18 protein-coding genes and 1 pseudogene are annotated in these 26,546 nt (G+C 65.4%); 10 read left to right on the forward strand and 9 right to left on the reverse strand.

The window, feature by feature from the left end; all coding sequences use genetic code 11:
• Positions 1-33 precede the first annotated feature (33 nt).
• The 5 genes from BH683_RS06200 to BH683_RS06220 form a co-directional block, all read right to left on the reverse strand.
• Entirely contained in the window at positions 34-816 is a 783-nt protein-coding gene (locus tag BH683_RS06200) for an ABC transporter permease (RefSeq protein WP_084835474.1), read from the reverse strand.
• Between the two features lie 125 nt (positions 817-941).
• The gene (locus tag BH683_RS06205; protein ID WP_084835403.1) at positions 942-1,928 is read right to left on the reverse strand and encodes an ATP-binding cassette domain-containing protein; all 987 of its coding nucleotides are present in this window, start codon (positions 1,926-1,928) and stop codon (positions 942-944) included.
• Positions 1,921-2,181: an MbtH family protein gene (locus BH683_RS06210; protein ID WP_084835404.1), complete on the reverse strand. Its 261-nt coding sequence runs from the start codon at positions 2,179-2,181 to the stop codon at positions 1,921-1,923. Before BH683_RS06210 ends, BH683_RS06205 begins: the two co-directional genes overlap by 8 nt.
• A complete protein-coding gene (locus BH683_RS06215) occupies positions 2,162-15,988 on the reverse strand; it encodes a non-ribosomal peptide synthetase (RefSeq protein ID WP_168186980.1) in 13,827 nt (4,608 codons plus the stop codon). Before BH683_RS06215 ends, BH683_RS06210 begins: the two co-directional genes overlap by 20 nt.
• Before the next feature lie 283 nt (positions 15,989-16,271).
• Positions 16,272-16,859: a TetR/AcrR family transcriptional regulator gene (locus tag BH683_RS06220; protein WP_084835406.1), complete on the reverse strand. Its 588-nt coding sequence runs from the start codon at positions 16,857-16,859 to the stop codon at positions 16,272-16,274.
• Between the two features lie 230 nt (positions 16,860-17,089).
• Between BH683_RS06220 and BH683_RS06225 the strand changes: the two genes are divergently transcribed.
• Positions 17,090-17,956 carry an alpha/beta hydrolase family protein gene (locus BH683_RS06225; protein WP_348639214.1) on the forward strand — a complete coding sequence of 289 codons (867 nt, stop codon included), beginning with the start codon at positions 17,090-17,092 and terminating at the stop codon, positions 17,954-17,956.
• A gap of 85 nt (positions 17,957-18,041) precedes the next feature.
• Complete coding sequence (locus tag BH683_RS06230; RefSeq protein WP_084835475.1) at positions 18,042-18,782, forward strand: SDR family oxidoreductase; 741 nt, start codon at positions 18,042-18,044, stop codon at positions 18,780-18,782.
• Between the two features lie 34 nt (positions 18,783-18,816).
• Here BH683_RS06230 and BH683_RS06235 read toward each other — a convergent pair whose 3' ends face one another.
• The 3 genes from BH683_RS06235 to BH683_RS06245 all read right to left on the reverse strand — a co-directional run bounded on the left by BH683_RS06235 (position 18,817) and on the right by BH683_RS06245 (position 20,544).
• Complete coding sequence (locus tag BH683_RS06235; protein WP_246833215.1) at positions 18,817-19,287, reverse strand: VOC family protein; 471 nt, start codon at positions 19,285-19,287, stop codon at positions 18,817-18,819.
• 41 nt (positions 19,288-19,328) lie between these two features.
• Positions 19,329-19,835, reverse strand: a complete 507-nt coding sequence (locus tag BH683_RS06240) for a DUF4190 domain-containing protein (RefSeq protein WP_084835409.1) — start codon at positions 19,833-19,835, stop codon at positions 19,329-19,331.
• A 178-nt stretch (positions 19,836-20,013) separates the two neighbouring features.
• The gene (locus tag BH683_RS06245; RefSeq protein ID WP_084835410.1) at positions 20,014-20,544 is read right to left on the reverse strand and encodes a hypothetical protein; all 531 of its coding nucleotides are present in this window, start codon (positions 20,542-20,544) and stop codon (positions 20,014-20,016) included.
• 277 nt (positions 20,545-20,821) lie between these two features.
• Between BH683_RS06245 and BH683_RS06250 the strand changes: the two genes are divergently transcribed.
• The 8 genes and pseudogenes from BH683_RS06250 (at position 20,822) to BH683_RS06285 (ending at position 25,700) form a co-directional block, all read left to right on the forward strand.
• Positions 20,822-21,448 carry a response regulator transcription factor gene (locus BH683_RS06250; RefSeq protein ID WP_084835411.1) on the forward strand — a complete coding sequence of 209 codons (627 nt, stop codon included), beginning with the start codon at positions 20,822-20,824 and terminating at the stop codon, positions 21,446-21,448.
• On the forward strand, positions 21,418-22,635 hold the full coding sequence (locus BH683_RS06255; RefSeq protein ID WP_084835412.1) for a hypothetical protein: 1,218 nt from the start codon (positions 21,418-21,420) through the stop codon (positions 22,633-22,635). The genes BH683_RS06250 and BH683_RS06255 overlap by 31 nt, the downstream gene beginning before the upstream one ends.
• A complete protein-coding gene (locus BH683_RS06260; RefSeq protein WP_084835413.1) occupies positions 22,632-23,663 on the forward strand; it encodes a hypothetical protein in 1,032 nt (343 codons plus the stop codon). Before BH683_RS06255 ends, BH683_RS06260 begins: the two co-directional genes overlap by 4 nt.
• A 202-nt stretch (positions 23,664-23,865) precedes the next feature.
• Positions 23,866-24,087 (forward strand): annotated as a pseudogene (locus BH683_RS06265) (LuxR C-terminal-related transcriptional regulator); the annotation flags it as partial.
• A 161-nt stretch (positions 24,088-24,248) separates the two neighbouring features.
• Complete coding sequence (gene rplN, locus BH683_RS06270; RefSeq protein ID WP_084835415.1) at positions 24,249-24,617, forward strand: 50S ribosomal protein L14; 369 nt, start codon at positions 24,249-24,251, stop codon at positions 24,615-24,617.
• A gap of 1 nt (position 24,618) precedes the next feature.
• Positions 24,619-24,933: a 50S ribosomal protein L24 gene (gene rplX / locus BH683_RS06275; protein WP_084835416.1), complete on the forward strand. Its 315-nt coding sequence runs from the start codon at positions 24,619-24,621 to the stop codon at positions 24,931-24,933.
• A 1-nt stretch (position 24,934) separates the two neighbouring features.
• The gene (rplE, locus tag BH683_RS06280; RefSeq protein WP_084835417.1) at positions 24,935-25,513 is read left to right on the forward strand and encodes a 50S ribosomal protein L5; all 579 of its coding nucleotides are present in this window, start codon (positions 24,935-24,937) and stop codon (positions 25,511-25,513) included.
• A 1-nt stretch (position 25,514) separates the two neighbouring features.
• Positions 25,515-25,700: a type Z 30S ribosomal protein S14 gene (locus BH683_RS06285; RefSeq protein ID WP_023955966.1), complete on the forward strand. Its 186-nt coding sequence runs from the start codon at positions 25,515-25,517 to the stop codon at positions 25,698-25,700.
• A gap of 114 nt (positions 25,701-25,814) precedes the next feature.
• Here the strand turns inward: BH683_RS06285 and BH683_RS06290 are convergent, their stop codons facing one another.
• Positions 25,815-26,417: a DUF4262 domain-containing protein gene (locus BH683_RS06290; RefSeq protein WP_084835418.1), complete on the reverse strand. Its 603-nt coding sequence runs from the start codon at positions 26,415-26,417 to the stop codon at positions 25,815-25,817.
• Between the last annotated feature and the right edge of the window lie 129 nt (positions 26,418-26,546).

The raw sequence follows: 26,546 nt of genomic DNA on the forward strand, positions 1-26,546 counted from the left end.
CGGAAATGGTCGCCAGAACCCACCAAGATCGGGCTAGTGGCTGGCGACCGAGCGGTAACGCCACAGCGACAGCGGCACGAACACGAGCAGGATCGCGGCGCACGTGAGCACTGAATAGAGCACAGCATTGTCGGCAACCCAGCCCGTCGCCTGCGGGAAGTCGGCGGGTGCCGCGTTGCCGAGCAACTGCCGAGATGCGGTGGCCACGGCGGTGATCGGGTTCCACTCTGCGATTGTCTTGAGCGGCCCGGGCAGGCTCTGCGCCGAGATGAACGCGCTCGAGAGGAACGTCATCGGGAACATCCACACGAAGCCGACGCTCTGCGCGACCTCGACATTGGGTGCCATGAGGCCGGAGAACGCGCCGACCCACGACATCGCGAAGGCGAGCAACAGGATCAGGCCGAGAGCGATCAACGCGTCGAGCGCGCTGCCACGGATCCTCCAGCCGATGACCAGACCACACAGTGCCATGACCGCGACGCTGACGATGCTGACCAGGAGATCGGAGAGTGTCCGGCCGAGAACTACCGCCAGCGACCACATGGGCAGCGTTCGCAGACGATCCACAATGCCGGACTGCAAGTCTTGGGCAAGTCCGACAGTGGTGAAGGCGGAGTTGAAAACAACTGTCTGCGTAAAGATTCCCGCCATCAGGAACTCGCGGTACGACGCGCCACCCAGGGTTGCACCGAACACGTACGCAAACAAGAAGACGAACATGAAGGGCTGCACCGTGGCGCTCACCAGCAGCGTCGGCACCCGGCGGATGGTCAGCAGGTTTCGTCCCGCCATGACCGAACTGTCGGAGAACAGCCCGCCACCTTTCGCGGGAAGGAAGTCCTCAGAGCCCATCGACGTCGCGGTCACCTTGTTCGGCTTCTCCTGCTTCTCTTTCGCCTTCTTCGTGGCGTCAGGAGTCGGCTGTGCAGATGTGGTCGTCACGCAGCACGCTCCTCGTTCTTGTCGGGGGTGGTCGACGTCAGGTTCAAGAAGACGTCGTCGAGCGTGGGGGCATCGACGGTGAAGTCCGATACGGTCACGCCCGTCTCGGACAGCGCCTGGATGATCACGGCTGCGCTGGCGTTGCCGTGCGCGACAGGAACATGCCACGCCATCGAGTGCGCGTGACTGTACGGTTCGCCGGATCCGTATTCGGTCAGCACCGAGATGAGCCGGTCACGGTCGTAACCCTGAGAGACTTCCACCGTCAGCAGGGTGGACTGGGACGCGGCCTTCAATTCGGCGGCGGTTCCCTTGGCGACCACCACTCCCTTGTCGATGACGGTGATGATGTCGGCCAGGGCATCGGCCTCTTCGAGGTACTGCGTGGTCAGGAGCACGCTGGTGCCCGTACTGACGAGGTTCTCGATCAGTGCCCACATCTCGCGGCGTCCGCGTGGGTCGAGGCCGGTGGTGGGCTCGTCGAGAATGACGACGCCGGGCCTCGCGATCAGTGAGCCGGCGAGGTCGAGCCGCCGACGCATGCCTCCGGAATAGGTGCGCGACGGTCTATCTCGTGCGTCGCTGAGCCGGAAGTCGTTGATCAGTTCGTCGGCGCGGGCGCCCGCGGCCTTCCGTTTGAGGCCGTACAGACGCGCGACCATGCGGAGGTTCTCCCAGCCGGTCAGGTTCCCGTCCACCGCGGCGTACTGTCCCGATACCCCGATGCTGCGCCGAACCTTGGCGGGATCGGCCAGCGCATCGGTGCCCAGCACGGTGACCGTGCCCTCGTCGGGTTTGAGCAGGGTGGAGATCACCCGCACGGTCGTGGTCTTGCCGGCCCCGTTGGGTCCGAGGAGAGCGTGTACGGTACCCCGCTTGACCTGCAGGTCGACGCCCCCGAGGGCGCGATGGGGTTCACCGCGACCGAACTTGCCACCGAAGGTCTTGGTCAGCCCGGAGACCTCGATCGCATGTTCATCCATTGATCCACCACTTGTCGTCGCGAACCGCGCGGGCTCCGTGCTTGCGTTCGGACATGGACTGCTTGAGGCTCGTCGGCGCGATGTCGCGCCAGTTGTCCTCGACGTACTGCAGGCAGTCCTCTCGGCCCGAGGGCCCGTGCTGCGAGGTCCAGCCACCGGGTACCGGCGCGAAGTCCGGCCACAGGGAGTGCTGGCCCTCATGGTTGACCAGAACGCGGAACGTACCCCGCTCGTCATCGAATGGATTCATCATGATGTGTCCTCTCCCTGGCTGATTCGTACTTGTCGGCACTGTGGAACTTGTCTGTGGTCGCGTCGTGGGCCCGGTGTGCCCCGGAGAGGGCATCGAGGTGACGGCGCAGAGCGTCGGCCACCGGGGCGACGTGGTCGGAGTCGAGGAGCTGGCTGTGCCGGCACGGCGCGGTGATGTGATCGATGCCGCCCGAGACATGCTCCCGCCAATCCTCGATCGCGGGTTGCCCCGCAGGCGGATCCTCTGCTGCAGTGACGAATACGACGTCACCGTCGTAGCGCCGCGGTGTCCACTCCCGGGCGACTGCAGTCGCCGCCACGTATGCCTCGTACAGCGATTCGAGAGCGGCCACCGACAGGTGGGCCAGTGGTCCTTCGGCTTTGTGGACGATCTCCGTCGCCTGCTCGATGCTCAGGTCGGCGTCCATGTCGTGACCGAGGGCCTCGCGGACATCGGAGAAACCGAACTCCTCGAGTAGTTCTCCGACCGAAGGTTCGACGTTGAGCTCCGGCCTGCCCGGGATCACGTACGAGTCGAGCAACATCAGCAGGTCCACCCGTTGGCCCTGTTCACGGAGCTGAACCGCCATCTCGTGGACGATCGAACCACCCAGCGACCAGCCGACCAGATGATAGGGCCCCTGGGGCTGCACCGAACGGAGCTGCTGCACATAGAAATCCGCCAGATCCGGCACCGAGCGCAACCTCGGCCCACCGGACAACGCGGGGTTCTGCAACCCGTACAGCGGCTGGTCGGTATCGAGATGCGGGAGCAGCGAGGTGTAGCTCCAGGCGACGCCCAGTGCGGGATGTACGGCGAACACCGGATGCCGGGTGCCGGTGGCACGCAGCGACAGCAGCGGGGCCAGCGCCGGATCATCGGCGGGTTCAGCCGGCGCCGCATCCGGCTCGTTCGCTGCCCGGTGTCGTTCACTGTCGATGCGGGCTGCGAGCTCCTCGGTGGTCGAGTCACTGAACATCCAGCCGACGGGAACCGCGATGCCGGCTTCCTCCCGCAGCGTGGCGATCACCTTGGTGGCCAAGAGCGAGTTGCCGCCGAGGTCGAAGAAGCCATCGTTAGCGGTGACCGTCTCGAGATCGAGCGCCGTCGCGAACGCGGCTGCCACGAGGGTCTCCGTGCCGGGTGCGGGCGCGCGCCCCGTCGTGGTCGACACCTCAGGTTTCGGCAGAGCAGCTTTGTCGAGTTTGCCGACCGGCGTCATGGGGATCTCGTCGAGAACCGTGATCGCCGACGGCACCATGTGCCGAGGAAGTTTGTGCGACAACTGCTCTCGCAGCGACGCGGTGTCCACGTCGACTCCGTCTGTGGTGACGATGTAGCTCAGCAGACGTGCCTGCCGGTCCGAGTCGCCGTCCACGATGGTCGTGGAGTGCCGGACCTCGTCGAATCCGGCGAGAACTGCATCGATCTCGCCGAGTTCGATGCGGAAGCCGCGCACCTGCACCTGATCGTCGCTTCGGCCGATGTACTGCAGCGTCCGGGCAGCGGTCCACCGAACGACGTCACCGGTGCGGTACATCCGCTCGCCGCCCACCCCGGTCGGATTGGCGACGAACCGTGCCGACGTCAGATCGGGACGACCGAAGTATCCGCGGGTCACCTGATCGCCGATGAGGTAGAGCTCGCCGGCCACGCCGACGGGGGTCGGATGCAGTCGGTTGTCGAGCACCAGTGCCCGGACACCGCGGTTGGGAGAACCGATCGTGATCGGTCCCTCGGGGGTCAGCGGGTTGCTGCAGGTGGTGATGACAGTCGTCTCGGTCGGCCCGTAGACATTCAACATTGTGCGGCCGTCCGACCACTTTCGGACCAGGTCGCGTCCGAAGCTCTCGCCGCCGACGGCAATCGTCCGCAGGCCGCGAACTCGACGGTGGTCGAGACTCGCCAGGGCCGCCGGGGTGATGAATGCGTGCGTCACCGCGCTGAGTTCGAGGAAGTCGGCCAGCTGCTCGCCGCCGTAGATGTCGACCGGACTGATGACCAGCGCTGCACGACCCGAGATCGCCATCAGCATCTCGAGTACCGACGCATCGAAACTCGGTGACGCGAAATGCAGTACCCGCGAAGCGGATTCGGGGCACATTTTGGCCTTGAGCTCATCGTGCACCGCGGCGAGACCGCGATGGGACACCATCACGCCCTTCGGCCGGCCGGTGGACCCGGACGTGTAGATGATGTAGGCCAGTTGCTCGTGCCGGATCCCGTCGCCGATCTCATCACGCGTCAGTGGCAGTGCCGACAGCGCGGTGGTGGCGCCGTGCACTGCGGAGTCGTCGAGGACGAACCAGTCCACTGCCGCGGGCAACGACTGTGCGTGCTCGGCCATCGTGATGCCGACGCGAACCCGGCTGTCGGACAACATGTGTTCGATGCGGGCGGACGGGTAGGACGGGTCGACAGGGAGGAACGCCGCACCCGTCTTCGTGATCGCCAGCGTCGCGATGATCGAGTCCACAGAACGCGGGATGGCCATGGCCACCAGCGAGTCGGGTCCCAGGCCCCGACGGAGCAACAACCGGGCCAGCTTGTTCGACCGGTAGTCGACCTCTCGATAGCTGACGCTGGTGTGCGCATCGATCAACGCCGTGCCGTCGGGATTGTCGCGCACCGCTGCGGCGAACAACTCGGCCAACGACCGCGGCCGGGGCGCGGGTAGGCCGCGTACCGGTGCCAGGGTCGCTTCTTCGACGAAGTCTGTGACCGGGGTGTCGCCGATCGGCCGTTCGGGGGTGTCGGTGACGGCACGCAACACCCGCACGAGGCGCCCGGCAATGGCTTCCGCGGTCCGCTCGTCGTAGAGCTCATTCGCGTAGGTCATCTTGATCCGGGCCTGACCGTCCGCACCGGGGTTGATCCCGGTGACGGTGAACTGCAAATCGAACTTGACTGTCGGGGTGTCGACCTCGGTGACCTGTGCCGACAGGCCGGGGCCGGCGTCGAGGTCGCCGCCGAGGCTGCTCTCGGACCAATCGTGTACCGACAACGCGATCTGGAAGAGCGGATGCCGGCCGACCACGCGCTGCGGATTCACCGCTGCGACCACGTCGTCGAACGGTACGTCCACGTGTGCAAGAGCTTCGAGGTCGCTTTCGCGGATCTCCGAGAGCAGGGTGGTGAACGACGAGGTCGGGTCGAGCGAGCTACGCAATGCAAGGGTGTTGACGAACATGCCGACCACCCGTTGCAGTTCGGGTTCGAACCGTCCGGCGACCGGGGTGCCGATGAGTACGTCGGAACCCGCTCCCATCCGGTACATCAGCACGGCGAGCGCAGCGTGCATGAGCATGAACGGGCTGACACCTTCGTGCCGGGCCAGGTCTGCTATCGCACCGCGCAGATCGTCGTCGATGGTCAGGACGGTGTTCCCGCCACTGCGATCGGGTTCGGCGCCGGCTACTCCCATCGCGTTCTCGGTGAGGGAGGGGATCGTGGAATCGGTGGGAGCGCCCTGCAATACGCCTTGCCAGTACTCGAGCTGACGGTGCGCGGCGCTCTCGGGGTCTTCGGGCGATCCCACGGTGGCGTGTTGCCAGAGCGTGTGGTCGATGTAACTCACCGGCAGCGGTTCGAATTCCGGCGCGGCATCGGCGATACGTGCCCGGTACGCGGTCATCAGATCGCCCAGGAGGGTCGGGAGTGACCAACCGTCAGCGGCGATGTGATGCACCACCACCACCAGGGTGTGACTCAACGGCCCGGTGCGGAGCAACCGGAAGCGAACCGGGGCCTGCGTGGCCAGGTCGAACCCCTGTGCGGCCGTGGCCAGCACCAGTTCGTCGCGATCTGCGTCGTCGTGGTGCTCCACCGGGAGGCGATTGCCCACTACCTTCGCGGCGTCCGGTTCCGGAACCTGCACGGCCTCGCCGCCCACCTCGGGGAACAGGGTGCGCAGACTCTCGTGCCGGTCCAGCAGGTCGATGAGGGCCGACCTCAGGGCGTCCACGGACAGTTCGCCGTGGAAGTCCACCGCGAACGGGACGTTGTAGGCAGCGGATTCGGGATCGGTGCTCGCGAGGAACCACAGACGACGTTGGGCCAGCGACAGCGGCGCGCTGGTCACGTGTTCGGCTGCGCCGGTCAGCGGGGTGCGTTCGGCGCCTGCAGAGGTGTCGCCCTCGGAAGCGAACTGGGCAAGATCGCTGACGGTCGGGTGATCGAAGACGACCTTCACGGGCAGGTCCGTGCCGAGCGAACGATTGATCCGGCTGATCAGCTGGGTGGCGGTCAGCGAGGTGCCGCCGAGTTCGAAGAAGTCGTCGTCGGCCCCCACCTGGTCGGCCGGAACCCCGAGAACGTCGGCGAACAGCTCGGCCAGCGACTGCTGGGTGTCGCCGGTGACGGGGCGTCGCTCGGTTCGGTTCACCGCCGCAGGTTCGGGCAGGGCCTTGCTGTCCAACTTGCCGTTGGGTGTCAGCGGTACCTCGTCGATGGAGGTGATCGATGCCGGTACCTGATGCCGCGGAAGTCGCGACTGCAGGTGGCGACGGACGTCCTCGAGGTCGAGGGATCCGCCGACGTTCTCCTCGGGTACGACATAGCTTGCGAGGCTTGCACCTTCACCGTGGCCCCGCACGACCGTCACCGCGAAACGGATGTCGGGGCGGGCGGTGAGTGCCGCGTTGATCTCGCCGAGTTCGATGCGGAAGCCGCGCAGCTTGATCTGGCTGTCACTGCGGCCGAGGTAGGTGATGACGCCGTCGGGATCGGACACGACGACGTCGCCGGTCCGGTAGAGCACTTCGCCGGAATCGCCGAACGGGCTGGCGACGAATCGGGTTGCGGTCAGACCTGCCCGTTGCAGGTAGCCGCGGGCAACGCCCGCACCGCTCAGGTACAGCTCGCCGGGGACGCCTGCCGGGACCGGACGCAAGCGGGCGTCGAGCAGGAGTGCTCGCTCGCCGCGTACGGGGGTGCCGATCGGTATGACGGTGTGTCCTGTTCCCTCAGACGCGGTGTGCAACTCAGCCATCAATGAGACGACCGTGGTCTCGGTCGGACCGTAGGCGTTGAGGAACGTGCGGCCGGGCGCCCACTTCTCGACCAGTTCGGGGCCGCAGGCCTCGCCGCCGACGGCCAGTGCCCGCAGCGCCGGCAAATCCGTTCCCGGAACGGTGGCCAGCGCTGCCGGGGTGATGAAGGCGTGCGTGATGCGCTGGTCTCGTAGGAAGTTCTCCAGCTCGGTTCCGCCGTAGATGCGGGGTGCGATGACCATCGTCGCACCGGAGGACACGGCGAGCAGCAGTTCGAGGATGGACGCGTCGAAGCTGGGTGATGCGAAATGCAAGGTGCGAGAATCGGTCCCGATGCCGTAGCGCTCACGTTGCTCGGTGGCGAGCGGAGCCAATCCGCGGTGGGTGACGGCGACGCCCTTGGGTACGCCCGTCGACCCCGAGGTGTAGATGATGTAGGCGATGTTGTCCGGTGTGGCCCAGCGCTGGCGCTTGAGCCTGCGTCCACTCATGGTCTCCACTGCAGCGCCGAGCTGCCCGTCGAGACTGATCCACCGGACACCGGTCGGCAGATCGGGTGCGGTCACCTCGTCGGTGATGCCGACGGTGGCTCCGCAATCGGCGATCATGTGCTCGATCCGCTCGGCCGGGTAGGCGGGATCGACGGGCACGAAGGCCGCACCGGTCTTGGTGATCGCCCAGAGGGCGGCCACCGAGGCGGCGCTGCGGCTCAGCGCGATCGGGACCACATCTTCCGGCCCGATCTCGAGACTGAGTAGGTAGCGCGCCCAGCGGTTCGACCACTCGTCGAGCTCGCGGTAGGTCAGCGCACGCTGATCGCTCGCCGCGCCGGGGGTGGACCACTGACCGGGCTCGAACTCGAGCGCCACCGCGTCGGGGTTACGCGAGCTGGCGTCGGCGAGCAGGTCGGGAAGGAGGATCTCGTTGTCCGACCATGCATCGCCCTGCTCGTCCACCGACACATCGGCCGCGGGCCATTCGGACTCGGCCAGGATGTCGATGTCGTCGACCGAGATACCGGGGTCGGCGGCAACTGCCTCCAGGATCCGGGTGAAGCGCTGCGCCATTGCCTCGACGGTGTCGCGGCGATACTTGCCGCGAGCGTAGGTGAGCCGCATCGATGCACCGGTGACGCGAAGCTCGAGGTCGAACCGGGTTCCGGCGGTATCGATTTCGGATACCTCGGCGCGGAGGTCGCCCAGTGCGAGATCAGGCCCGCCGTCCTCGGCGAAGGCAAGGGCAACCCTGACCAGCGGATCCTGCTGGCGGCGATCGCCCGCAACCGCTGCTGCCAGCTGGTCATAGGGCACATCCGCGTGGGAGAACGCATCGATGTCGTTGTCGCGAACCCGGTCGACCAGGTCGGCGAACGAGGTGTGCCCCGGAACCAGGGTGCGGAGCACCACGGTGTTGACGAACATACCGACCAATTCGGCCAGCTGGGGATGATCGCGGCCGGCGACGGGGCTGCCGATCACGACGTCGGAATCAGCGCCTTCGAGGTGTACGGCCGGATCGGTGCTGAGGCGGTGCAGCAGTGTGGCCAGGGCACTGTGCATGACCATGAACAGGCTGGCGTCGCGGGAGCGAGCAACCTCGTTCAGGCGCTGCACGATGGCGGGGTCGACACTGAAATCGACTGTCCCGCTGCCGTTGAGGCCGGTGAAGGTCTCGGGGAGCATCGACTGCCTGCGGACCCCGGCCAAGGTGCCGCGCCACCAATCGAGAAGTGAGTTGACCCGACTGTCCTGATCGTGATCGTCACCCAGAGCTGCGCGTTGCCATTCCGCGAAATCGCGGAACCGGACGGGCAACGGCGTGTACTCGGGCGCCTGACCGCCGCTGCGCGCCTGGTAGGCCTGAGCGAGGTCTGTGGCGAGGGGGCGTAAAGACCAGCCGTCGGCGGCGATGTGATGGATCACCATGGTCAGCACGTGGTGCTGATCGCCGGTCTTCGCCAATTCGGCCCGGATCGGATGCTCACTGCGGAGATCGAATCCCTGTGCAGCCAAGCCGCTCTGGTGATCCGCCAGCTCGGTGGGGGCGATCTCGCGGGCGGTCAGATCGAAGGTCGGCGCGGTCAGCACGCGGACCTGCGGCTTGCCGTCGTCTTCGGGATAGATCGTGCGTAGCGGTTCGTGACGGTCGGTCACATCCGACAGTGCCTGCTGGAGGGCCTGCACGTTCAGGTCGCCTTCGAGGCCGACGGCGAACGCGATGTTGTAGGCACCGGATTCCGGCTCGAGGCGGTTGAGGAACCACAGGCGTGACGCGGCCAGCGCGGGCACCGAGTCGAGACCGGTGTCGGGCCGATCACGCGCGACGAGTTCGGGCAGTGGCGCGATCTGCTCACTGTCGGACGACGAGCAGGCGCGGGCCAGCCGCGAGATGGTCGGATTGTCGAACAGGGTGCGGACCGGTACGCGTCGGCCCATCGACGTCTCCAGTCGCGCGACGACCTGAGTGGCCATCAACGAGTTGCCGCCCATCTCGAAGAAGTCTTCGGCGCGGCCGATCTGAGCAGCGTCGCGGCCGATGACCTCGGCGAATATTGCTGCGACCTCCAGCTCGCGCCGACCACGAGGGCTGCCACCGTTGTCGGTGGAGGTGTCCCCGGCGCCACGCGACGGTTCGGGCAGTGCGCGGTAGTCGATCTTGCCGCTCGGGGTCACCGGCAGCTTGTCGATGACCATGATGATCCGGGGCACCATGTGTCCCGGTAGCTGGCGGGTCAATCGATCTCGGAGGGAATCGGATTGCAGGGTCTGCGCGCGGGCAGGGCTGACATACGACACCAGTTCGGTGGAGCCGTCCCGGCCCGGGCGGGCGATGGTCACCGCCTCGGCGACGAGGTCGTCGCGGACCAGAGCCGCGTCGATCTCGCCGAGTTCGATGCGGAATCCGCGTACCTTGACCTGGCTGTCCGCCCGGCCCAGGAACTCGAGTTCGGCTGCCGACGTCCAGCGCACCAGATCGCCGGTCCGGTACATCCGGTCGCCGTCGCGTCCGAAGGGGTTTGCCAAGAACGATTCCGATGTGCGGCGGGTGCGGCGATGGTAGCCGCGGGCGAGATGGCCGCCCGCCAGGTAGAGCTCGCCGACTGCGCCGACGGGTACCGGCTGCAGTCGCTCGTCGAGCACCAACAGATCCATGCCCCGCACCGGACCGCCGATGCTGAGCGCGCTCTCGGGGACGATGGGGGCCGAGATGGTGGCGGCCACCGTCGCCTCCGTCGGACCGTATGCGTTGAACAGACTGCGATCTCGTGCCCAGCGGGACACGACTTCCGGGTTCGGATGTTCGCCACCGATGATCACGGTGGACAGGGCCGGCAGAGAACCGGGGTCCATTGTCGCCAGGACGGACGGGGTCACGAAGGCGTGGGTGACCGAGGCGTCGGCGAGCACCTCCTGCAGTTCGTTGCCGCCGAGGATGTGGGGTGGAGCGATGACCATCGTCGCGGCTCCGCCTACGGCCATCAGTACTTCCAGGACTGATGCGTCGAAGCTGGGTGACGCGAAATGCAGTGTGACACTGTCTGGTTCGACCCGGAATCGCTGGACCTGCTCCGTGGTGAAATCGACCAGTCCGTGGTGGCTGACCACCACGCCCTTCGGGGTGCCGGTGGTTCCGGAGGTGTAGATCAGATACGCCGGGTTGTCCAACGTGAGCGTGGCGGTCCGATCGGAGTCGGTGACGGGACGGGCGGACGCAGTGCGCAGTCGCTCGAGTAGCTCGGGATGGTCGACCGCCATCGTGGGGGTGTCCCCAGGGGTGACCGGTGCTTCGCTGATCGTCAGGCACAGTCGTGCACCAGAGTCGGAGACGATGTGGTTGATGCGCTCCATCGGGTACTTGGGATCGACCGGCACCCAGGCAGCACCGGTCTTCGCCGTTGCCCAGAGGGCGACGATCCAGTGGATCGATCGCGGGATTGCCACCGCGACAAAGTCTTCCGGACCGATGCCTTGGCCGATCAACAGATGGGCGAGCGCATCGGAGCGGGCGTCGAGCTCTGCATAGGTGAGTTGATCGCGCGTACCGCGAACCGCGATGGCGTACGGATTCTCCTCGACTGCGGCAGCGAGGATTCCGGGCAACGTCCGCGGACGGCGCGGCGTGGGTCCGGTGGCAGGCACCAGAGATGCTTCCTCGCCGCGACCAAGAATGCCGATGTCGCCGATCGGACGCGTCGGATGTGCCAGGATTCCGCGGGCGAGTCGCTGCAGGCGTTTACCCAGTGCTCGGATGGTCGAGTTGTCGAACAGATCCGAGGCGTACTCGATCTCGACCTCTACGCCGGCCGGTTCACCTCGATCGTCGAGGTGCTCGGTGATCGTGAACTGCATGTCGAACTTGATCAAACCGGTCGGGATGGGCGCGGCATCCACACTGACGCCGGGCAACTCGATGGTGACGCGTGAGTTCTCGTTGACCGCGATGCTGACCTGAAAGAGCGGGTGGGCGGGATTCGACCGGTCCGGGTTGACTTCTTGTACGACCTGCTCGAACGGGGCGTCGGCATGAGCGAGCGCGTCGAGGGTCACCGCCTGCAGCCGGGTGAGGAGGTCTGAGAACGTATCCGACTTGCTCACCGGCGCCCGCAACACCACGGTGTTGACGAACATGCCGACGAGTTGGTCGAGGGCGTCGTCGCCGCGGCCGCCGACCGGGGTTCCGACCGAGATGTCATCGTCGGCGGCCATCCGGCGTAGCAGGGTGGCGATCAGCGCGTGGACGACGGTGAACATGGTCTGTTCGCCGGGGGCACCCGACAACGCGAGCAGGCCGCGGTGGACCCCGGCATCGAGTGTCACGCTGTGGCCACCCGCGCGCATGGTCGGGTTGGCCGGGCGTGGCCGGTCGATGGGCAGTTCTGTCTGCGCAGGGATGTCGGACAGGGTATTCACCCAGTATTCCAGTTGCGCAGCAATGGAATCGGCGTCTCTTGCATCGGTCAGCTGGTCCTGCTGCCACACACTGAAGTCGCTGTACTGGATCGGCAGGGGTGCCCACTCTGGGGCCTGCCCCGCCTGCCGCGCTGCGTAGGCGACGGAGATGTCGTGGGCCAGCGGTGGCAGGGACAGCCCATCCGCGGCGATGTGGTGCAGGACGATCACCAAACGGTGCTCATCATCGCTCACCTGAAGCAACGTGACCCGAAGCGGGATCTGTTCGCTGAGATCAAAGCCTTCGCCGGCGATATCGCGGGAAACGCGTTCTGCCTGAGCCGGTTCCACTGCGACCGGCGTCACGGTGAGTTCCTTCGACACCTCATCTGTGGACAGAACTCGCTGGAAGGGGCCCTGTTCGTCGAGGGGAAAGACCGTGCGCAGGATCTGCTGCCGCTCGACGACGTCTCGCAGCGCCAGACCGAGGGCGTCCACGTCCAGTTCGCCGCGAAGCTTGAGCCGGAACGGGATGTTGTACGCGCCCGATTCCGGGTCCGATCGGTTGATGAACCAGACCCGCTGCTGGGCGGCAGACAGCGGGATGCGGTCGATGTCGGCCGGCGCCAGCGGAATCGCGCTGCGCCGATCGGGAGCGATCTGCTTCTCGTCGATGCCCATCTCCCGCAGCGCCGCGGCGAGATCGGCGGGTGTGGGTGCGTTGAAAAGCGTCTTGATCCCGATTCGTGCGCCCACCATCGCGCTGAGCCGGGAGACCACTTTCGTGGCCAGCAACGAGTTGCCACCGAGGTCGAAGAACGACGTTCCCGCGCCGGTGCTCTCGCGTCCGAGTATGGACGAGAACAATTGGCACAGGGCCAATTCGAGGTCGTCGGCCGGCTGCTGGTCGACGAGTTCGGCGGCCTCGAACTGTGGCTCCGGCAGTGCGCGCCGGTCCAGTTTGCCGTTCGAGGTGGTGGGTATCTCGTCGAGTTCGACAATGGCGGCCGGAATCATGAACTCGGGCAGGGTTTCACGCAGGGCCGCGCGGATGGCCCAAGCGTCCGGCATCGCCGAACCGGTGACATAACCGACGAGCATGGTATCCGCGGTGGCCGCGTCGGTGCGGGCGATGACGACGGCCTCGTGGACTCCGGTCACCGCATCGAGGGCGGCCTGGACCTCGCCGAGCTCGATGCGCTGCCCGCGGATCTTGACTTGGAAGTCGCTGCGTCCGATGTAGTCGAGGCTGCCGTCGGCGCGCCACCTGACGAGGTCTCCGGAACGGTACATCCGGCGGCCGGGCTGATGAGGATTGGCGACGAAGCGGTCGGCGGTCAGGTCGGGGCGCTGTACATACCCGCGGGCGAGCTGGTCGCCGGCGAGATAGAGCTCGCCGATGGCGCCGACGGGTTGCGGGCGCAGCTGTTGGTCGAGCACGTAGACCGCGGTATTGGCCACCGGTCGTCCGATGGGGACGGACGAACCCTCGGATGCGGCGCTGTTGTTCTGGAAGGTGACGTCCACTGCAGCTTCGGTCGGGCCGTAGAGATTGTGGACCGGGGCCGAACTGATGGTGCCGAAGCGGACAGCGGTGGGGGTGCTGAGGGCTTCGCCGCTGGTGAACACCAGGCGCAGGGATTCGAGGGTGCCCTCGTCCGGCCGGACTCCCGATTCGAACGCCGAGACGAAGGTCGCGAGCATCGAAGGGACAAAGTGGGCAACGGTGACGTGGTGCCTGCTGATCACGTCGCGCAGGTACCACGGGTCGCGATGGCCGTCCGGTGTGGGAACGACGAGTGCGGCGCCCGTCATCAGTGGCCAGAAGAATTCCCAGACGGACACGTCGAAGGTGGCCGGGGTCTTCTGGATCACGCGGTCGTGCCGATCGAGCCCGTATTCCGCCTGCATCCACTGCAACCGGTTGGCGATGGCAGCGTGACTCACGCTGACGCCCTTCGGTTTGCCCGTCGAGCCCGAGGTGAAGATGACATACGCGGGATGGGCCGGCCGCAGGGGAGAGATGCGATCGGCGTCGGTGACCGGATCACCCGGTGTTGCGCGGAGTTCGTCGACATCCACTGTGACGGCCTGCACCGGGAGGGCCTGGTGGCCGGGTCCGACGAGCGCCAGCGCCGGGGTGGCCGTGGTGAGGATGTGTTCGATTCGGTCAGCCGGATCGTCGGGATTGATCGGCAGATAGGCGGCGCCGGCCTTGATGACGGCGTGTATCGCCACCACCTGTTCGAGGCTGCGCGGGATCATCACCGCGACCACCGACTCGGGGCCGACGCCCAGACCGATCAGACGCCGGGCGAGAGCACTCGCGCTGGATGAGAGTTCACCGTAGGTCAGCGCGGCACCGGCGGCATCGGCGTCGACCAGCGCCGGGGAGTCGCGGTGCAGAGCTGCTGCGTCGTCGAGAAGCTCGGTGAGTGTGCCTGCGGAGAAGTCGGCGGCGGTGGCGTTCCAGTCGGAGAGCACCTGCCGGCGCTCATCGGGCCGAACGATGTCGAGATGCGCCACGGTGGTCTGCGGATCGCTGGTGACCAGCGACTCGAGCAGTGCCTCGAGCCGACGATGGTGTTCGCGCACCTCGTCGTTCGTGTAGCGGTTGGGGTTCGCCTCGAGGTCGAACATGATCTCGTCGCTGCCGAAGTTCTCGTACACGTTGACCGAGAGGTCTTCCACCGGCCCGGTCGAGAGCAGGTGCACCTCGCCGCTGACCGGTCCGAAATCGATGTGGCTGAAGAACAGCATCACGTTGACCATGGGACCGAAGAACTCACGTTCCGATCCGTTGTCACCGAGGAGGTCGCGCAAGATGTCCTCGTGCCGGAACCGCTGGTGCTTGAGGGCATGCTTGATCTGGAAGTTGGCGTGGGTGAGCAGCTCGGCGATCGTCATCTGCGGGGTCGCAGAGACGCCGATGGGCAGTACGTTGGACGTCATCCCGGCGCTCGTACGCATCAGATCCGACGTTCGCGCTGCCACCGGCAGACTGATGACCGTCTGGTTGCGGCCGGTGTAACCCGCGAGGTACAGCGCTGCCGCAGCGGTGATCACCGATGCGGGCCTGACGCCGTTGTCGGCGGCGACCGCCCGCAGCGTGGCGGCGAGCTCCGAGCTCAGTTGGCCGTACTCGATGCGCGCGATGGCAGATGCGGACGCGTCTTCCGCGGTGGCGGTGCCGCGGACCGTCTCGGTCCGGGAGAGCGAGGCGCGTGCGGTCTCGGCGACCTCGGGATCGATGTTGTCGAGCTGCTGCTTCCAGTACTCGCGGTCGGAGGTGAACTCCTCGGATGCGCGATACGCGTGATCGAGCTCTGAGATCTCGGACATGGTCGCGGACGTCATGGGTGTGTACTCACGTCCGTCGAGCAGGGCGCCGTAGCGCTGCCCGACGGCGGTCATCATGAACATCGCGGCGTAGCCGTCGAAGGCCAGGTGGTGGCCCCAGCAGTAGAAGATGCGATGGTCTTCACCGAGTTCGAAGAGGAAGACCTCGAGTAACCGGTCTGTCTGCAGGTCGACGGGCTTGGTGCGGTGCGCGGTCATGAATTCCATCGCGCGTTCATGGGGATCCGACTCGCTCCGCAGATCGATGAACTGCAGCGGAACATCCAGGTCACGGTCGACGTACAAGCGTGGCTCGGCGTCGGTTTCCACCACGCGCAGCAAACCGGATTCGGTCTCGGAAGCGGTGTAGTGCACGGCCTTCGCCAGGGCCTCGAGGTCCATCGGGCCGCGGAACTCGACATAGGCCGAAACCGAAAGCGGGACTTCAGAATCAAACTGGTGCGCGTACCAGATGCCCCGCTGGGCTTCCGTCATCGCGAAGGTGTGATCGATGTCGACCGGCGAATCCAGTTCCGTAAGTTCAGTTGTGGTGATGATCTTGTCGTCCCCGGTATAAGGAAAACTCATATCTGTACTGCTCAAGGCTCGCTTCACAACGCCCCTCCCGTGGTTGTCGTTGTGCAGTCGGTCTGTATCTCGGTAGTCGTTCGGGCTGAAGGCAACAGCGGATGGGTTATCCGTGACATTAAAGATCAGATGACCGTACTTAAATGCGCACAGGGGTTTCATGCTGCATACAGAGATCGGTGATGATCCAGATTTCGTTACCCCGCACAGCGGGGGCCTCAAACCGTAAGTCGACTTCGGTGGAAGTTTGCCTGGCTAAGCGCGTTACAGGAATTGCGGGCTATCAGGCAAATCCCGCGGTCATCATCGCCGTGAGCATGTCGATGATCTCGTCCGGCTCCGAGGCGGACTGCTCGCCGAGTTCTGCGCGTCGCTCGTAGTCCGCGATCAGCGAGAACATCGCGGTCGCGACCGCCGCTACGCGGCGAAGTCTGGCGGGTTTGTCGGCCTTTATCGATTTATTCAGTTGGTCAAGAACTTTCGGCCATTCGGTGTAACCTGTTGGGATTGATTCATCGGGCCAATGCGGGCGGATGGCTTCGAGAAATCGGGCATAGTGAGTGCCCTTCATCTGCAGGATCGGGAGTACCAGCACTTCGATCAGATCGCGAACTGCCGGTTGTTCTCCTTGTGCGGCAAATGCTTCCAGCATTTTGGCGCGCTCGTTCTCCATCGGTCCGAGGCGCCGGGCCACGATCGCAGCGATCAGTCCCTGGCGGTTGCGGTAGTGGTATTGGACGGCCGAATTGTTCCGGTGCCCGGCCGCCACGGCGACGTCCCGGAGGGGCACCTCATAGCCGCGAGTCGCGATCAGCCGTTCCGCGGCGTCGAGCAACTCGCGTTTCCTGTGGTCGGGCCCGTTGTCTGCCATGTGACCTCCGAGCTTATCGTCAGCCCTTCACATCGAGCGTTGACATGGTTTACTTCTCGCCGGTGGCGTATTCGTGAGTCGTGACGTTCAGGGGAATCGCAAGTGAGACGGCAGCTTTCGGTAATCATAACTGCAGTGATCCTCTGTGTCATTTGTGAGCTTGGGGTGATGTCGCGGCGGCCGCCGCCCCTGACGCCCGAGAGTCCGTGGAAACGGCCAGGATGCAGAAGATGGTCATGGTTTCGCCGCAGCGGGCTGCTCTCACGGTCTTCTCGCCGGCCATGCGCAAAGCCGTCCGGGTCGATGTGCTCCTGCCGTCGAAGCGTGCGCCGGGCGTAAAGCGGCCCACCCTTTACATGCTCGACGGGATCGACGCCGGTGTGTACAGCGGCTACACGCAAAGTGGGTGGACGCAGTACACGGGCATCGTCGACTTCATGGCGAACAAGAACGTCAACGTCGTGTTGCCGATCGGCGGTACGGGAAGCTACTACACCGACTGGCAGCGCGACGATCCTGCGCTCGGCAGGAACAAATGGGAGACGTTCCTGACGCGAGAGCTCCCGCCGCTGATCGATTCGACCTTCCAGGGCAACGGCCGCAACGCTGTCGAGGGGCTGTCCATGGGGGCGACCGGCGCGATGATGCTCGCGGTGCGCAACCCCGACCTCTACGCCGGCGCCGTGCTGCTCAGTGGTTGCCTCGACCTCGGCGACCCGGCAGCGCAGAATGCGACCACGGGCTCGGTGCGGACCCGTGGCGGCGAGCCGGACAACATGTGGGGGACGGAATACAACAGAACGTGGGCGGCGCACGACCCGGGCATGAACATCTCGGCGTTGCGCGGAAAGCCCCTCTACGTTGCGGTCGGCAGCGGCCTGCCCGACCCGGCACTGGGATTGGCGGGCCTCGCCTCGCCGGTCGGCGGCGTCCTCGAGGCGGCGGCCCTGGCGTGCACCCGGTCTTTCGAGACAAAGGCGAAAGCCGCCGGCGTGGACATCACCTTCGATTACCGCGAGGGCTTGCACTCATGGGGCTACTGGAACGAAGACCTCCACCGATCCTGGCCCACGATCGCCGCCGCTCTCGACCTCTAGGAGACTCATCAGCTGAGGCGGCCGGGTCCCGGTTAAGCGTGCGTGCTTATATGGTCGCATGACCGATGCCGTGCAGGACCCGGGCATGTCCGCGCTCGATGGAAAGGTCGCGGTCGTCACCGGGGCATCCTCAGGGCTCGGGGCCGCCGTTGTACGTCTGCTCTCCTCTCGGGGCGCGCGAGTGCACGGTCTGGCACGAGACGAGGGTCGTCTGTCCGAGGTGTTCGCAGGCGTGCCGCAGGGCAGGTGGCGTATCACCGACCTCTCCGATCCCGGTGCCTGCGCCGACGCGATCTCCGACACCGTCACCGAGTTCGGCCGCATCGATGCGCTGGTGAACGTCGCGGGCGCACACACCATGCGGCACACCCCGGCGGTCACCGACGACGAGTGGCACCGTGACCTCGCCGTCAACCTGAACGGGCCGTTCTTCTTGTGCCGCGCTGCGCTACCTCATCTACTGCAGACGGCGGGCAACATCGTCAACGTCGCGTCGACCGCAGGAACCCAGGGGCAGGCGTATTCGGCAGGATACTGCGCCGCGAAACACGGACTGGTCGGTCTGACCAGGGCGTTGGCCGTCGAGTACGCCCACACCGCCGTACGGGTCAACGCAGTCTGTCCGGGCGGCATGCTGACCCCGCAGGTCAGCAATTTCGTCGCACCCGAGGGCGCCGACTTCGACCTCATCATGCGAACCGCATCGCCGCGCGGCATGTCTAAGCCTGATGAGGTGGCAAAACTCATCGCGTTCCTGGCCAGCGATGACGCTTCCGCGGTGCATGGTGCCGTATACGCCGCCGACAACGGCCGCTCGGCCGACTGAACTCGAGTGGGCGGTGAGGTCTGAGCTGATCAGCTCACAGCTGCCAGGGGTTTGCGTACCCCCGCGGCACCAGGCCGTCGAACATCGACCGCATGTCGTCAGAGAGCTTCATCAATTCGATGTACGACCCGAGGGCGCCGCCCTCGATATACGCGAATTCCATTCCCACGCCTGCGAATTCGCCGGATTGAACGATGTCGACGCCGGTTGCACGAAGTTGTTCGACGGTGCGGTCGAAGTCCTCCGGAATCCACGCGACGTGATGGAGGCCTGGCCCGTGGGAGCTCAGGAACTCGGCGTATAAACTCTCGCCTGCCACGGGTTCGATGAGTTCGAGCTGCTGTCCACCGGCATAACCGAGAGACACGTGGATGGTGTAGTCGGCGGGCCGTCCTCGGTAGGTGCAACGCTCGGGCGTAAATGCGACATCCGGGATGCGGAGCCAGGATTCGACGCCGTAGGAAGCTGTCAGTTCGTCCTCGGCGGCCGCGATGTCGGCTACCACCCAGGCGAGTTGAAAGATAGGCCCGTGCGCGTACGGCGGCGTCACAGCGCGAAGGCGAACCACAGCGCGCCGATGAGCACGCAGAGCAGGGTCAGCAACCCTCCGACGATGATTCCGGTCCACGCCTGCGCCTCGCCGGATTCGTTCGGCCGGTCCCTGATCTGCCCGAGCCCGATGATCCCCAGGACCACACCGACAGGAGCGAGTGCCGCTCCGAAGCACATGAAGACACCCGGGATGGCGACCAGTGAGCAGACCATCGCCGCCGTCGACATCGCGTTCGTCTTCGGTGGGGCTCCGAGATGCGGGGCCATCAGGTAAGGGTTGGGCGCGTAGGGCCCGGGGAACGGACTCGATGGGTACGCGATCGGATAGGGCGGATAAGGCTGATCGAGAGCGGCCAGGTGATCGGCCTGGTACGGCATGTACGGGTCGTACGGCTGCCAGTAGTCGGCATCGGCTGCGGGCGGTGCGGGGTACTTGTTCAGATCCGGCCCGGTGCGCCGATCCCCGCCCGTGGTCCGATCAGCCCCGTCAGCATCGGTCATCGGTGCCTCTCGTCGAGATGTGTCCGCCAGTTTAAGGGAAGCGGGGCGGGCACCGACGTGATCTGTCCGACGTTCGAAGGACGGGGAACCGTCAGGGCTGCAGGTGGTCGGAGTGCAGATACAACGATGCCCGGCCACGTGAACGCGGCCGGGCATCGCCCGAAGGGTGACCGTCGGATCAGCCGCCGTGGCTGCCGCCCATCGAGGCGAGATCGGCGATCGAGGTGGACGAGAGCTTCCATTGCCCGCCGGCGTTGACGAAGGTGACCGGCATGGCGACGGGCGCGGGTGTGTGCGGGCTGGCGACCTCGACGTTCGCAGTCGCCGAATCGGCCCCGTCGGCCGTCACGGTGGTGACGGTGAACTTGTCGGGGGTGTACCCGGCCGCGGTGAATCCGCGGGCGAGTCCGGACAGCTGCATACCGATCCCGGGGTCGGTCGAGTCGACCAGCTTCGCCGACTCCGCGGGGTCTGTGTCGGGCGAGAGGACGGTACGCAAGGTGGTCTGGGCCTCGGTGGCTTCCAGTGCACTCGCGGTGTCACCGCCGGCGTCCGAACTGCTCGATGTCGAGGCCTCGGCCGAGGTCTCGGTGGCGACAGAACTCGTCGCCGTGGACGAATTCGAGGTGCTGTCGTCACTGCACGCGGCGGCACCGAACGCGGCCAGACCGATCAGGGCCGCCGTGGCCATACTCTTGCGGATGTTCATTTCTCACTCCTCGACACCTGGTTGGTTAGCCAACACTAACCTAGGCGCGACGAGCGATCGCGGCGGCGGCCGAACACGACGTCTTCGTGTTCGCCCGCCGTCGGCTCCCGGCTGCAGTGCGTGGATCGCGGGCATGGGGCCTGCGCTGGATCCTGAGCTTTGCGAAATATATTGCCGTCGAGCGAATTACACGGACACGCGATAGATTCATGTGGACATCGAGGTTGAAGGGGTCTGTGCATTGACGGGGGTGGGTCCGGTGGTTCGCCGGGTGGGGATGGTCGACGATCACCTGTCTCCTGTCTGGGGTATCGAACGAGTGGTCGATCGCGTCGACGACCTCGAGTTCGCAGGTGCTGCGACCAGCGTCGCTGAACTGCTCGGAATTCACCTCCCACTCGACGTCGTGGTCCTCGATCTGCGGCTGACGGATGGCACCACGCCCCGAGAGAATGTCGAACGGCTCAGTGCGCGGGGTATCCACACCATCGTCTACACCTCCGGTGAGTACCCTGACCTCCTGCGATCGGCCGCTCGCGCAGGCACGCTCGGGGTCGTCTTGAAATCCGCCCCTGAAGAGGTTGTGGTCGAGGCGATCAGGCGAGCCGCCGCCGGACACGCTGTGCTCACCACCGAATGGGCTGCGGCCATCGACGCCGACCCGAGGCTCGACGCGGTCGAATTGTCGCCGCAACTTCAGAAGGTGTTGGCGCTCTACGCTTCCGGCGAGACCTCGGCGAGTGTCGGGGAGTCTCTGGGCCTGCAGACCGACACGGTGAACGAGTACCTCAAACGAATCCGGCAGCGCTATGCCGAGGCGGGGCGTCCCGCGCACACCAAACTGGACCTGTTCAAACGCGCGGTGGAGGATGGATGGCTGCCGACCCCGCTGCGCAATCGTTAGCAGCGACCGACGATCCCGGCGACGGCGATCGAGTTCTACGGGTGATGTCGCGATTCATAGGTGCCGGATTCCTGGCCTACCTGCTCGTGGCCCTGCCGGAGATCGGTCCCGATGCCGCGATCGTTGCCGCGTGGTGGACGCCTGTGGCGCTGATCCTCGCATTCGGGCCGGGAATCGCGTTGCTGCTGAGTACATTCTGGGCCGGCCTGCGTTGGCTACCTCGGTGGGGTGCGGTATGTGCCTGTGGGTATCCGATCGCTGTTCTGCTATGGCTGCCTGCGTGGAACGACCAGCTCATCGACTCGTCACGCAGCACGTGGCTGGTGAACTTCTCCGGCCTCACCAGCCTGGCGGCAGCCTTGGCGTGGCGACCGATGTGGACGTTCGTGCATTTGGTGCTCGTCTCCGCCGCGGTTGCTTTCATCAACGAACTCGGTCGGGGTGGTCGCGATGCCATCGGGGTGCAGCTCGTTTACGAGACCACGTGGGCGGTGGCTTTCAGCATGGTGTTCCTGGTCGCCGCGATCATGGCGTTGCGCACGGGGAGGTTGCTCGACGCGACCCGCGCAAACGCTCAACAGGTCACCGCCGCGGCTGCGGCGAGCAAGGCGCAGGCGGCCGAACGCGCTCGCTTCGATTCGCTGACACACGACCACGTGCTCGCGACACTACTGGCCGCCGAGGGTGCAAATGGCAGCGAGAAGCTTGCGAAGCAGGCCGCAGCTGCGCTGTCTGAACTCGATCGATTGTCGTTGCCCGATGATCAACAACAGAACTGGTGGCGGTCGGCCGACGTGGCGGCGAGTCTTCGCGCAGCGGTCTCGGCGGCATCGGATCTGTTCGAGACGGAGGTGCGCATCCACCCTGGAGCGGCCGACATGCAGTACCCGGCGGCCGCGGTCCGGGCGCTCGGAGAGGCGATCGGTGAAGCCTCTCGAAACAGCTCGGTACATGCAGGCCGGGATGCCGATCGTGTGGTGCTGATCGAAATCCTCGAGGCCCAGGTGCGGGCGGTGGTGGCGGACAACGGCGTCGGTTTCGATCCGGTCAGAGTCCCGCCGGGACGGCTGGGCATAAAGGTGAGCATCATGCAGCGCATGATTCAGATCGATGGCGGGTCAGCCTTGGTCGATGCCCGGCCCGGCGGCGGTACGTCGGTTCAGGTGGGCTGGGTGGCGCGATCGTGAGGTTTCGTCAGCAGCGACGTGAGGACGCGTCGACGATCATCGGGATGCAGTCGCGGGGTGCCGTGGTGGTCGCTGCTCTACTGCTGCTCGGATACCTGGTGACCACGCTGGGCACCCTCGAGCAGGTGCGATCGGTCTGGCCGCTCGTCGCGGGGTTCCTCGTACTGGCGGCAGGTATGGCGACCCTGCTGTTCGCCTCGGGTGACCCACTTCCACTACGGCCTGCACTGGTGATCGCAGCGGCACCCACGGCGATGTTCGTCCTTGTTCTGCCGGTCCTGGCCGTGCCGCTCGGGAACAGCCTGCAGCTGGGACCGCCGCTCGGTGGAAGTGTCGTGCTCTGCTCCTTCATGTGTGTGCGGGGCCGGGTGAGACTGGCATGGCTCGCGTTGGGTGGATCATTCGTGGTACTGGCCGTATGGGGGGCGACGACAGGGCAGGGGCCGCTGATTGCCGTGGGCCAGGGCCTCGGGAACGTCGCGGTGATGCTGATGGCCACGTTCTTTGCCTACCTCCTGCGGCCGGCAGCAGCAGCCATCTACGAGCTCAGGGCGCAATCCGTGCGGCAGGTCGCGGTACAGGCTGCGGCGAAAGCCTCGCGTACCGAACGCGATCTCCAGTTGGACAGGCTGAACACGCTGGCCAGGCCCCTTCTCGAGCCGATGGTGAACCGAACCGCGATGACAGACGGGCAACTCGCGGAAGCAGCGCTCGTCGAGGCGAGGCTGCGCGATGGCATCCGGGCGCGCTCATTGGCCGGCCCGGTGGTGACCGCCGCGGCGTGGGCGGCGCGCGCCCGGGGTGTTCGGGTCGTACTGCTCGACGATGGAGGACTCGTTGGTGCGGGCGATTCGACCCGGACGCGTCTGACGGAAGCGGTCGCGCGACACCTCGACGACGCCGTGGACGGAGAAGTCACGGTCCGCGTTCAACCGCCGGGACGGCCGGTCCTCGTCACGGTCATCGTCGACACCGGGGCGCAGGTGGTCCGACACTCCTACAGCGCGGACACTGTCGCCGCCCGATAGGGCGCTCGCTACCCCCAGAACTGGGACTTACCGCAGAGGTGGGGGCTTTCTAATCTTGGTTGGTCAGCAGAGACGCGGAGCGGAGCTCGACGAGGTCTCAGGCGTTTCTTGCGCCGATGACATCACCAGATGACACCGGAAAGAGTTTCAGATGAGTGTGGACAGCTACTTCTCGGCGCCGATGGTCCCGGAGGGCCAGATCCCGTCGCTTTCGGCTCGTGAGATCGAGGTGCTCCTCGCCTGGTTCGCAGCCGAATCGAAAGGGGAGGCGGCCACTGCACTGTTCATCACCTCTGCGACGGTCAGCACGCACATCACCAGAATTCGCGGAAAGTACGATGTGGTGGGCCGTCCGGCCCGGACGAAGGCGCAGCTGCTGGCCCGTGCGATCCAGGATGGGATCACCGCTCTAGACGACTGGTGAACCTGGCCAGAGTGCGCCGTTCGCCATGATTTGGTTTTCCACCAGCGAGTTCCCTACACTAGACCGGTTGCCTGGGCACTTCCGTGTCTCGGGTGGCAAGACCGCGCGCGTCGGGTCGGAAATCCGGCGGGCATATTTGCAAACCAGGTCAAGGAGAAAAAGTGATCCAGCAGGAGTCACGCCTGCGGGTTGCCGACAACACCGGTGCCAAGGAAATCTTGTGCATCCGCGTGCTCGGAGGCTCGTCACGGCGCTACGCCGGCATCGGGGACGTCATCGTCGCCACTGTCAAAGACGCCATCCCCGGCGGAAACATCAAGCGGGGAGAGGTCGTCAAGGCGGTCATCGTGCGCACCACCAAGGAGCGCCGTCGTGCAGATGGTTCGTACATCAAGTTCGACGAGAATGCCGCCGTCATCATCAAGAACGAGAGCGATCCTCGCGGAACCCGCATCTTCGGCCCGGTCGGCCGCGAGCTGCGCGAGAAGAAGTTCATGAAGATCGTCTCGCTGGCTCCGGAGGTGCTCTGACATGAAGGTTCACAAGGGTGACACCGTGATCGTCGTCGCCGGCAAGGACAAGGGCGCCAAGGGCAAGGTCATCGAGTCCTACCCCGCGCGTAACCGCATCCTCGTCGAGGGCGTCAACCGCATCAAGAAGCACACTTCCGCCTCGCAGAATGAACGTGGCGCATCCTCGGGTGGCATCGTCACCCAGGAAGCCGCCATCCACGTCTCCAACGTGATGGTTGTTGATTCCGACGGCAATCCGACGCGCATCGGCTACCGCACCGACGACAACGGCAAGCGCGTCCGCATTTCCCGCAAGAACGGGAAGGACATCTGACATGAGCACCACTGAGAAGATCCAGCCTCGGCTGAAGCTCCGCTACCGCGCGGAGATCAAGGACGCTCTCAACGAGCAGTTCCAGTACGACAACGTCATGCAGATCCCCGGCGTGGTCAAGGTCGTCGTCAACATGGGTGTCGGCGACGCCGCCCGTGACTCCAAGCTGATCAACGGCGCGGTCAAAGACCTGGAGCTGATCACCGGCCAGAAGCCAGAGGTCCGCAAGGCCCGCAAGTCGATCGCGCAGTTCAAGCTGCGTGAGGGCATGCCCATCGGTGCGCGCGTCACTCTTCGTGGCGACCGCATGTGGGAGTTCCTCGACCGGCTCGTCTCCATCGCGCTGCCCCGTATCAGGGACTTCCGCGGTCTGAGCGATCGCCAGTTCGACGGCAACGGCAACTACACCTTCGGTCTCAACGAGCAGTCGATGTTCCACGAGATCAACATCGACAACATCGATCGGCCCCGCGGCATGGACATCACCGTTGTCACCACCGCGACCAACGATGACGAAGGTCGGGCACTGCTGCGTCAGCTCGGCTTCCCGTTCAAAGACCCCAACGTGAAGGACAACTGACATGGCAAAGAAGGCTCTGGTCAACAAGGCCAACAAGAAGCCCAAGTTCGCCGTGCGTGGCTACACCCGGTGCAACCGTTGCGGACGCCCGCACTCGGTCTTCCGCAAGTTCGGCCTGTGCCGTATCTGCTTGCGCGAGATGGCACACGCGGGCGAGCTGCCCGGTGTGCAGAAGAGCAGCTGGTGACTGTGTAGCCCAACGGCTCACAAACGCTTCACTTTTCCGAAGACGCTCCACCACTAGGTGGAGCGTCTTCGTGTTTGCGGAGCGTTTGTCGGACTGAGATACCGGGGGCTGTGGCTACTTTCGGCGCCGGTGTGCCTGCCGTCGGTGGGCTCTGTTGGGTCCACGTGCGTGAATGATGTCGTGAGGTCCGCCAGGTTGCTGCCGCCCCAGTGGAATCACCCCCTTGACCTGTTGGTCATCGGGCAACAGAGCGTAGTCATCCATCCACGGATACCTGCCGTGCTCGTCGGACCAGACGACCTGGAGAGCAGCCGAATTCGGGAACAGTTCGTTGGTGATCAGCAGATCGCTCTTGTCGACGAGTTCGATCAGTCGGACCGGTGCTTGCAGTGCGCGCAGCGACAACTCGATGCCCTGCGCGACGATGGCGCTCCACTGGTACCCATGGAGAAGGTCGCCCAGTTCGTCGAGCACCCGCCCACTGGTTCTCGCGTTCAGTCCGTACACCGCCAGTTCGGGCAGCGAATGCATCACCAGGCCGGTCGTATATGCGAATGAGCAGTCGGGCGGTCGGCAGTCGTCCGAGTCGCATTCGCATTCGTCGCTGACGGCGGTGATGAGCCACCGTTCTGTCTTGACCCTGCTGATCGCCGAATCGACCAGCGGGTGGGGATGCCAGCGCGGAAGGCTCCTGATCGCCTCGGTGTAGTCCGACATGTTCGCTCCTTTGTTCGATGTTGAGACCAGTGGAGCAGTGCCTGCTGACAAGTGGCGATCTTTGTCCCCTCAAGGACAACCGGACGGGAATGTTCCCTCCGTGACTACGGAAAGGGCCGATTTTCACCA

The organism is Williamsia sp. 1138 (genome assembly GCF_002095435.2).
In the GTDB taxonomy this organism is placed as follows: Bacteria; Actinomycetota; Actinomycetes; order Mycobacteriales; family Mycobacteriaceae; genus Williamsia.

Excerpts from the sequence above, each read along its gene's own strand:
- BH683_RS06240 (WP_084835409.1), bottom strand. The coding sequence starts at position 19,835 with ATGACCGATGCTGACGGGGCTGATCGGACCACGGGCGGGGATCGGCGC.
- BH683_RS06290 (WP_084835418.1), bottom strand. The coding sequence starts at position 26,417 with ATGTCGGACTACACCGAGGCGATCAGGAGCCTTCCGCGCTGGCATCCC.
- BH683_RS06250 (WP_084835411.1), top strand. The coding sequence starts at position 20,822 with ATGGTCGACGATCACCTGTCTCCTGTCTGGGGTATCGAACGAGTGGTC.
- BH683_RS06230 (WP_084835475.1), top strand. The coding sequence starts at position 18,042 with ATGTCCGCGCTCGATGGAAAGGTCGCGGTCGTCACCGGGGCATCCTCA.
- BH683_RS06255 (WP_084835412.1), top strand. The coding sequence starts at position 21,418 with ATGGCTGCCGACCCCGCTGCGCAATCGTTAGCAGCGACCGACGATCCC.
- BH683_RS06245 (WP_084835410.1), bottom strand. The coding sequence starts at position 20,544 with ATGAACATCCGCAAGAGTATGGCCACGGCGGCCCTGATCGGTCTGGCC.
- BH683_RS06205 (WP_084835403.1), bottom strand. The coding sequence starts at position 1,928 with ATGGATGAACATGCGATCGAGGTCTCCGGGCTGACCAAGACCTTCGGT.
- BH683_RS06215 (WP_168186980.1), bottom strand. The coding sequence starts at position 15,988 with ATGAGTTTTCCTTATACCGGGGACGACAAGATCATCACCACAACTGAA.
- rplE (WP_084835417.1), top strand. The coding sequence starts at position 24,935 with ATGAGCACCACTGAGAAGATCCAGCCTCGGCTGAAGCTCCGCTACCGC.
- BH683_RS06225 (WP_348639214.1), top strand. The coding sequence starts at position 17,090 with ATGGTCATGGTTTCGCCGCAGCGGGCTGCTCTCACGGTCTTCTCGCCG.
- BH683_RS06210 (WP_084835404.1), bottom strand. The coding sequence starts at position 2,181 with ATGATGAATCCATTCGATGACGAGCGGGGTACGTTCCGCGTTCTGGTC.
- BH683_RS06220 (WP_084835406.1), bottom strand. The coding sequence starts at position 16,859 with ATGGCAGACAACGGGCCCGACCACAGGAAACGCGAGTTGCTCGACGCC.
- rplX (WP_084835416.1), top strand. The coding sequence starts at position 24,619 with ATGAAGGTTCACAAGGGTGACACCGTGATCGTCGTCGCCGGCAAGGAC.
- BH683_RS06285 (WP_023955966.1), top strand. The coding sequence starts at position 25,515 with ATGGCAAAGAAGGCTCTGGTCAACAAGGCCAACAAGAAGCCCAAGTTC.